This is a genomic window from Pseudomonadota bacterium (assembly GCA_034660915.1).
GTDB lineage: Bacteria > Desulfobacterota > Anaeroferrophillalia > Anaeroferrophillales > Anaeroferrophillaceae > DQWO01.
Genome location: JAYEKE010000212.1, coordinates 1 through 7,943 on the forward strand (window position 1 = coordinate 1; position 7,943 = coordinate 7,943).

General features: G+C 44.9%; 6 protein-coding genes. All 6 read left to right on the plus strand.

Features of this window, described 5'->3' with window-relative positions:
- A partial coding sequence (locus tag U9P07_11755) for an acetolactate synthase (GenBank protein ID MEA2110082.1) occupies window positions 1-418 on the plus strand: 418 nt, incomplete at its 5' end.
- 505 nt (window positions 419-923) lie between these two features.
- Window positions 924-2,891: a heterodisulfide reductase-related iron-sulfur binding cluster gene (locus U9P07_11760; GenBank protein MEA2110083.1), complete on the plus strand. Its 1,968-nt coding sequence runs from the start codon at window positions 924-926 to the stop codon at window positions 2,889-2,891.
- Between the two features lie 53 nt (window positions 2,892-2,944).
- A complete protein-coding gene (locus tag U9P07_11765) occupies window positions 2,945-3,895 on the plus strand; it encodes a hypothetical protein (GenBank protein ID MEA2110084.1) in 951 nt (316 codons plus the stop codon).
- Between the two features lie 28 nt (window positions 3,896-3,923).
- Complete coding sequence (locus tag U9P07_11770; protein ID MEA2110085.1) at window positions 3,924-4,544, plus strand: 4Fe-4S dicluster domain-containing protein; 621 nt, start codon at window positions 3,924-3,926, stop codon at window positions 4,542-4,544.
- On the plus strand, window positions 4,532-5,431 hold the full coding sequence (gene nrfD, locus U9P07_11775; protein ID MEA2110086.1) for an NrfD/PsrC family molybdoenzyme membrane anchor subunit: 900 nt from the start codon (window positions 4,532-4,534) through the stop codon (window positions 5,429-5,431). Before U9P07_11770 ends, nrfD begins: the two co-directional genes overlap by 13 nt.
- Before the next feature lie 19 nt (window positions 5,432-5,450).
- Entirely contained in the window at window positions 5,451-7,751 is a 2,301-nt protein-coding gene (locus U9P07_11780) for a molybdopterin-dependent oxidoreductase (protein MEA2110087.1), read from the plus strand.
- Window positions 7,752-7,943: the final 192 nt, after the last annotated feature.

Sequence of the window (7,943 nt, forward strand, 5' to 3'; positions counted from 1 at the left end):
CCAGCTTTCTATTACTACAGATAACAAACCGGGACGTTTGAATCAGATTTGTGATATCCTGGAAAGAGAGCAGATTAATATCAAGGGCGTCATGGCTTGTTCTGAATTAAATCCACCCAGGGTAAAGGTTATCGTTGATAGCCCTGAGCGAGCTAAGAATGTTCTACAGTCCAATGGCTTTGATGTGGCTACCAGTGAAGTGATAGCTGTCGGGACCCCCGATCATCCAGGTGGTCTTAACGTGGTTCTACGGGCTTTAAAAGAAGGCAAAATAAATGTTGCGACCCTCTATCCATTTATCACGGTGAAAGGTGATGATGCCATCCTGATTATTGAAGTTGATGATATCCTGGCAGCCAAGGAAGTCCTGCGCAGTCAGTGGATTAAAACCTTCAGCACCGATATTTACCAGACCTGATTTTTATCAGTGCCGTCATCGTCTTCCGGCCAATAAAAAGTTGAGTAATATAGCGGAAAACTCTCAATGGAATTGTGAGGTTTTCCGCTTTTTTTATTCTCTCCTTAACCACTGCAGTTTTACTTTCAGTGCACTTTCCCGACGGTAGCTATCTTGAGATTTTAAAGCTAAATTCCTTGACAGACAATTCAGCTTTGTGATAAATGGCACGACGTATTATTCACAGAGTTATTGATCTTTTTTGCTTTCCATTTATCAGTTTACGTTAACTGAATACATAGTGTTTTATTCCCTGCTGGGCAGGCTGCGGATATTTTCTTGACAGCCTGCTTTTTCATATGATAAATGGAGTCCACTATTAGTTGAATGTGTATTCATTTTATTGTTTATTATATAATTTATTTTGGCTTGGAATTTGCATTCGTAAGGGCGATTCTTTTCGGATAACCAAATTCGTTTCTTTGTGGGACAGATTCAATAAAGTGTGCTTGAAGGGATTGTTGTTATGTTGAACTCTCTGGATGTTTTGGTCCTGCTTTTTTTTGCGGCGGTCCTCATCTACGGTATTGCCAGGAAATGGTCCATTTGGAAAATTGGTGAGCGGGAAAATCGTTCAGGTGACCGGTCACAACGTTTTGCCTTGATGTTCTCATCGGTTTTTGGCCATGATCGCCTGCTGGAAGAGGGCAATCCCGGTTTTATGCATCTGTTCATTTTTTTTGGTTTTTTGCTTCCTTTCCTTTTTGTTGTTTTTGCCCAGGCCTTCTTTTTTACCCTTCCTCCCGTAGCCGCAGGCATTGTTTCATTCGTCCTTGATCTTACAGGGACCTTGGCCCTGATTGGTCTCAGCATGGCAGCATATCGCCGATATGTGGTGAAACCTGACCGCCTGGATGAACGGGGCAGCGAAGATGTCCTGCTGATTTTCTGGCTTTTCTTCATTTTTATTTCAGGTTTCATGGTTGAAGGCTTTCGTCTGGCGGTTATTGCTCCTCATGGCAGTATTTTTGCCCCGATTGGCAGTGTCCTTGGTTGGATTTTTGCGACTCTGGGAGCTACGTTTGATGCGACGGCAATTAGATGGGTATGGCGTTTCCATTTCTATGCCGTCATCGCCTTGATTGGCACCCTGCCTTATACCAAGCTGTTGCACCTGGTTACCGGTACCCTGAATAATTATTACCGGTCACTGGAACCGAAAGGCGTAGTTTCCGCCCTCGATATTGAAAATGCCGAGAGTTTCGGCGTTGCCCACGTCCAGCAGTTTACCTGGAAGCAGTTGATGGATTCCGATGCCTGTATCCGTTGTGGACGCTGCCAGGATAATTGCCCGGCCTTTTTAACCGACAAGCCTCTTTCGCCTAAAAAATTGGTTCAGGATATCAGGAGCTGTCTCTATGATAAGGCGACAACGATTAAGCAGTTGCAAGCCCAGGGAGAGGATCTTACATACGGTATCCCCGATGATGAAAAACCATTGATTGGTGAATATCTGACCGAAGATGAGATCTGGGCTTGTACCACTTGCCGGGCCTGTATGGAAGTTTGTCCCATGTATGTGGAGCAGATTGACAAAATTGTTGACTTGCGGCGGAATCTGGTACTGATGGAGAGCAGTTTTCCGACTGAAGTTCAGTTGGTTTTCAAAAACATGGAAAACAACAGTAATCCCTGGGGGATCGGCTGGGCCGATCGGGCAAACTGGTGTAAAGATCTGGGAGTAAAGACCCTGGCTGAAGATAACGAGGTTGAATTTCTGCTCTGGGTCGGCTGTTCCGGTTCCTTTGATGATCGTTATAAAAAGGTGGCTACCTCTTTCGTCAAAATTCTTCAGCATGCCGGAGTTAAGTTCGGCATCCTGGGTACCGAGGAAAAATGCTGTGGTGATTCAGCCCGAAAATTGGGCAATGAATACCTTTTCCAGATGATGGCCATGGAAAATATTGAAACAATGAATGGCTATGGGGTCAAAAAAATAGTGGCTATGTGTCCCCACGGTTACAATACGCTGAAAAAAGATTATCAGCAGTTTGGCGGTTACTATGAAGTTTTGCACCATACTGAATATCTGCAGCAGTTGTTGGCTGACGGTCGCCTGAATCTCAAGAAGGCTTTACCCTCCCGGGTGACCTTTCATGATTCCTGTTATCTTGGCCGCTACAATGAGGTTTTCCAGGAGCCGCGGGCCATTTTGAATGACATTCCCGGCCTGACCCTGGTTGAAATGGATCGCCGGTTGAAACGAGGTTTTTGTTGCGGTGCCGGGGGTGGACGTATGTGGATGGAAGAAACCATCGGCAAGCGGATCAATGATGAACGGGTCGCCCAGGTGTTGGAAAAAGAACCCCAGATTGCGGTTACCGCCTGCCCCTTCTGTATGGTTATGTTTGAAGATGGGCTTAAAACTCATGGCCGTGAAGAAGATGTTAAGGTTTATGATATTATTGAAATGGTGGAAAAAGCCATTGGTTGATGCGGGAATCTCAGTGATGATCCACAAGAATGATCAAGACAAGGAGGGCAGTGGTGAGTAGAATGTACTCCAAGTTAGGTGATGGTCGATATGTAATGATTCTCTTGCTGTCGGTCATGTTTATCGGCTTGCTTGCTGTCCCTGGACAGGCTGTCGAGAAAAAGAAACTTACCAACGATGACTGTTTTAAATGTCATAAGGAAACCAATTTGCGTGCCGGTGGTCTTCAAGGTGAGCTGCGGTCACTTTTTATTGATAAAGATCTCTTTATGCAGACCCTCCATGGCAAAAAGCTGAAATGTTTAGATTGTCACTACAAGGCTGACAACAAAACCCATTTACGGACCGGATATCGACAGGTAACCTGTTTGACCTGTCATTCCAAAATTGAGGGGCTGGATCCAAATCACATCCGGGAAAAGCTTAAAAAGAAAAAGATTAAAATTCCGGCAAAAAAGATGGTTGGTGAATCTTTTTTGAAAAGTGTTCATGGGAAGGCCTTGATAGCCGGAAAAAAGGATGCCGCCAACTGTTTTGACTGTCATACGACCCATTATCCCCTGGGAGCTAAAAAGCCGCAGTCAACGGTAAATTCAGGAAATTTAAAACAGACCTGTTCAGGTTGTCACAAAGAAGAGCAAGTTACGGGGCTGTTCAGTCATCTGGCCGCTTTTCGGGTGCAGGCGCACCGAAAGGCCGATTTGCGCTTCACTTTTACCCGGGATGCCTGTGTTGACTGCCACCAGGGCGACGCCGCCCATGGTGAGAAGGAACTGACTAAAGCCCCGTGTCAAAAATGTCATGAAAAAAAGATCCAGCCGGCTGGCCTGATGTTTGGACGTTTTCATCTCTTTCCCAATTACGATCAGCAATATTCCGTCTGGATTATGCGTAATATTTATGGTGTTCTCTTTTCCATCATCATCCTGCTGCTTATTTTTTGGGGGTTGTACGCGGGGTTGCGTCGGATTGCAAAGTTTTACCAGGAACAGGAAAATAAGTAACTGCCTAATCAACTGAGGTAGATGATCTATGTCTAAAGAAAAAAAAGATACCACGCTGCCCCGCTGGGGGATGGTAATTGATCTTGATAAATGTATTGGTTGCCATACCTGCGAGATTGCCTGCAAGGTACAAAACGATGTACCGCTCGGCATGTGGCGTACCTGGGTGAAAGAAATAGAAAAGGGGAAATACCCGGCAGTTGTTAGAGCTTTCCGGCCGACCTTGTGTAACCATTGTGAAAATCCTGTGTGTGTAAAGGTTTGTCCAGTCAATGCTTCATATCAGCGGGAGGATGGCATTGTAATGGTTGACCCGCATCGATGCGTCGGTTGTCGTTATTGTATGGCCGCCTGCCCCTACGAAGTGCGTTATATCCATCCGCAAAAGGGCATCGTTGATAAATGTGATTTTTGTTATCATCGAGTGGAGGAAGGTCTGCAGCCGGCCTGTGTTGAAGCCTGCCCGACATCGGCCAGAATTTTCGGTAATCTTAATGATTCTCACAGTGAAGTTTCCAGATTGGTTACCACCAGCGCTGTGCAGGGTTTGAAGACCGATATGGGTACGGGGCCCAGGGTTTATTATATTGGTCTGGATCAGACAACTATGGAAATCAAGCGGGAGGTTGAGTTCGTATGGGAAAAATAGTTTTCGATGTGCACTACCAGACGACCACGGCTTTTTTGATTTCCTACTATTTCTACCTGACTGGTTTGAGTGCTGGTTCTTTTATGATTTCCACCCTGTCTTATGGTTTTGGGTTTGAAAAATTCAAGCCCGCTGGGAAAATAGGCGTAGTTGCCGCGGTGCTTCTGCTCTTATTGGCACCTCAATTTCTTTTAATGCAGGTTGCCTGGCCGATCAAATCCGTATGGAACCACTTTGTCTATCTGAATCCAATCTCCGCAATGACTTATGGCGCCTTCCTCCTCATGTTATACCCTATAAATTCAATTATTTATGGTGTTTTCATGTTTAAGGGAAATAAAAAATGGACAAAGTTTTTCGGGACTATTGGCATCCCGATGGCTTTGGCGGTACATGGCTATACCGGCTGGATCCTGGCTCTCGGGGTGGCAAGAGATTATTGGAATACCGGCCTGATGCCCATAGTCTTTCTTTTTTCAGCCATGGTCTCAGGTATTTCCATGATGATCCTGTTGATCATGATTCGTGATCGCTTCTTTACTGAAAGTCATGAAATTAATTATGATCTTATTCACACCTTGGCAAAAATCCTTGGTTGGCTGCTTGTTGTTGATCTTTTTCTGGTTTTTTGTGATTACAGCGTCCTGCTTTATTCGAAACTGGAAGGACAGGAAGTTGCCCATTTCATGCTGTTTGGCAGGATGTTTTTCGGTTTTGTGATTCTGGAAAATCTCATCGGCAAGGTTATACCTTTGATTATTGTCATGGTGCCAAAATTTCGTGAGAGTAACTTTTTACTGATTTTAGCTGCCATCATGAATATGATCGGCATCCTGGCGATGCGTATTGTTACCGTTTATGGTGGTCAGGCGTTACCTTTGATGTAGTTTGGTGTAGGAGTGATCCGTGAAAGTTGATAGAAGAAAGTTTATCCAACTGGGAGCCTGGAGCGGCGCGTCTCTGGTACTGCCGGATCGTTTGAAACTGGCTGAGAAGCGGCGTAAACCCTGGAATGAACAATCGGCGAAAGCGACGAGGAAGCACCGCAACCCTCGGCCGACAACCTGCTCACTTTGTGACAATCATTGCGGTTTAACAACCTACCGTGAAGGTGACCGGGTAGAGATGCTTCTAGGAAATAATGAACACCCGGTTGCCGGAGGGAAATTGTGCGCCAAGGCCTATGGGCAACTTGATCGACTGTATGACCCTGATCGTTTATTGAAACCTTTAAAGCGTGTGGGATCGCGGGGCGCCGGAAAATGGCAGGAAATATCCTGGAATGAAGCTTATGAAGTTTTAAACCGGAAGTTGTCCCCGGTTTATGACAATCAGGGAAGAAATCTCGCTTTTATCAATGGGCAGGATGAATTATTGACCGGGTCTTTTCTATCACTTTTCCCTCGTGTAACCCTGGTTGAGCCTGATAATCAAGTATTTATGCAGCGTTTCCGGGAAAAGCTCCATGGCCGTTCTGTCTGTTTTCGTAATTTTCGTCAATGTCGTTATCTGTTGAATTTTGCCGATGATCCGTTTCGTTCCGGTGATGCTTTCGTGACCGAGGTGAAGTCATTGTTAGAGGGCTTGAATAATAACGGCCTGAAGATGGTAACCGTAGCCTCGCGTTTATCGCAAACCGGGGGGAAAAGCGAGGCCTGGCATCCTGTACATCCACGTTATTATGGTGATGTTGCCAAAGCTATTGCTCAGGTTATGGTTGAGAATCAATGGTATGATAAGGCAGCGGTTTCTCAGGCTGGGATTAATATCGAGGAACTGAAAGTACACCTGAAGTCGTTTACTCCAGCAGCTGTGAGTAAACAGAGCGGTATTGCAGCTACAGTTCTGGATGATATTGCTAAACAACTCAGTCATCGTCAGCCGACAATGGTTATTTTTGGCGATGAGGTCTTTCAGGCTGAAAATGGCTGGGAAAATGCTTGTGCCATCGAAATGTTGAATGTTTTATGTGGGGCTTTATCTGCTGGGGGAAGTTTAAAATATGATGATCCTTCAGCCATAGCTGGAACGACCAGTAAATATTCGGCTGATAATTCCGTTGCCTCCGGCTGGTTTTTTCAAAAGCTTAAAGAGAACAATGAAGCCCAGGTGTTGATATCGTATCAGGCAAATCCGGTATTTGACACCTATGACGGAGAATGGCCCAATACTCTGCTGCAGGATGAGTTGCAGGTTTCGTTTTATGCCGCCTTCGATACCCATATCAATGAAACCTCACAATATGCTGATTTAATTTTACCCATGGCGACGGAGCTAGAAACCTGGGGTTTGTTCAGCCGTCGATTGAACCAGCACCAGCAATGCCTGTCCCTGCGTCAACCGGTTACCAGGCCGGTTGATGAAATTCTCTTATTGCGGCAGGCAAAAGTAAAGAAATTGCAGCTTTTTAATCCTTCATTAGCGCCGGTTGAGAGTGGCCGGGAATTCAACCAGGTTGTCCTTGATCTGGGACGGAAGTTGATTGGGGATTCTGTCTCAGGCCCGTTTATCCATCAGAATGTGGAAAGTTATATTGAATCTCTGCTGTCTAAGATTCCTGCTCTGGTGGTTTCTGGAGGTCTGAATTATCTTAAAAAAGTAGGTTTTTTTGTGTTTACCGATGACGGGAAGAAAACGCAGTCGGTTAATTTGCAGCTAAAAGACCTTGGAGCTGCGCAGCCTTTCTCTCGGGAAAGTTATACCGACACCGGTTTTTATCTGGTTCCTTTTGCCTGGCATGTTCTCGATTCTCAAACAGCAAACAGTAAATATCTGGCCGAATTGCGACACGAAAATCCCGTTTGGATACATCCATCACGAGCAAAGAAATTAGGAATCAGAGAAGGTGACAAGGTAAAGATAAGAACAAATTCCGGAGATAAAATTAGTCACGCCTGGATTACAGAAGCGATTCATCCCCAATGTGCTGCGATTGCTACCGGTCATGGTCATTCTAAAGTTGGGCGGGTGGCCACAGCTGAAGCCATAGCGGATCATGATCCGATGACCAAATCGTTGTTGAGTCGTAAGAATTTTTTCTATATGCCCTTTACTCTTCGCCTGGACAGCTGGGACGAGAAAGAACCCATATGGTGGAAAAAACAAGGCAATGGAACTCATATTAATTCTATTTTAACAGGTAAACAAAATAGGCATATTTCAGGTATTACGCTGATTGAGCCGATGGTTAAAATTATTAAAGCTTAAGTTGAGCGATTGGCAGTTAGCTGTTAGCAATTAGCCTTTAATAATCAGGACTTTACGTTGATTAGTAGTAAACATTCGACTACGTTTTCAGAAAAGATAAAAATACTCTCACAGAGGCACAAAGTCACAGAGAACCCGAGTCATTTGCCCTCTGTGACTCCGTGTCTCTGTGAGAAATAATAAAAATTTGTC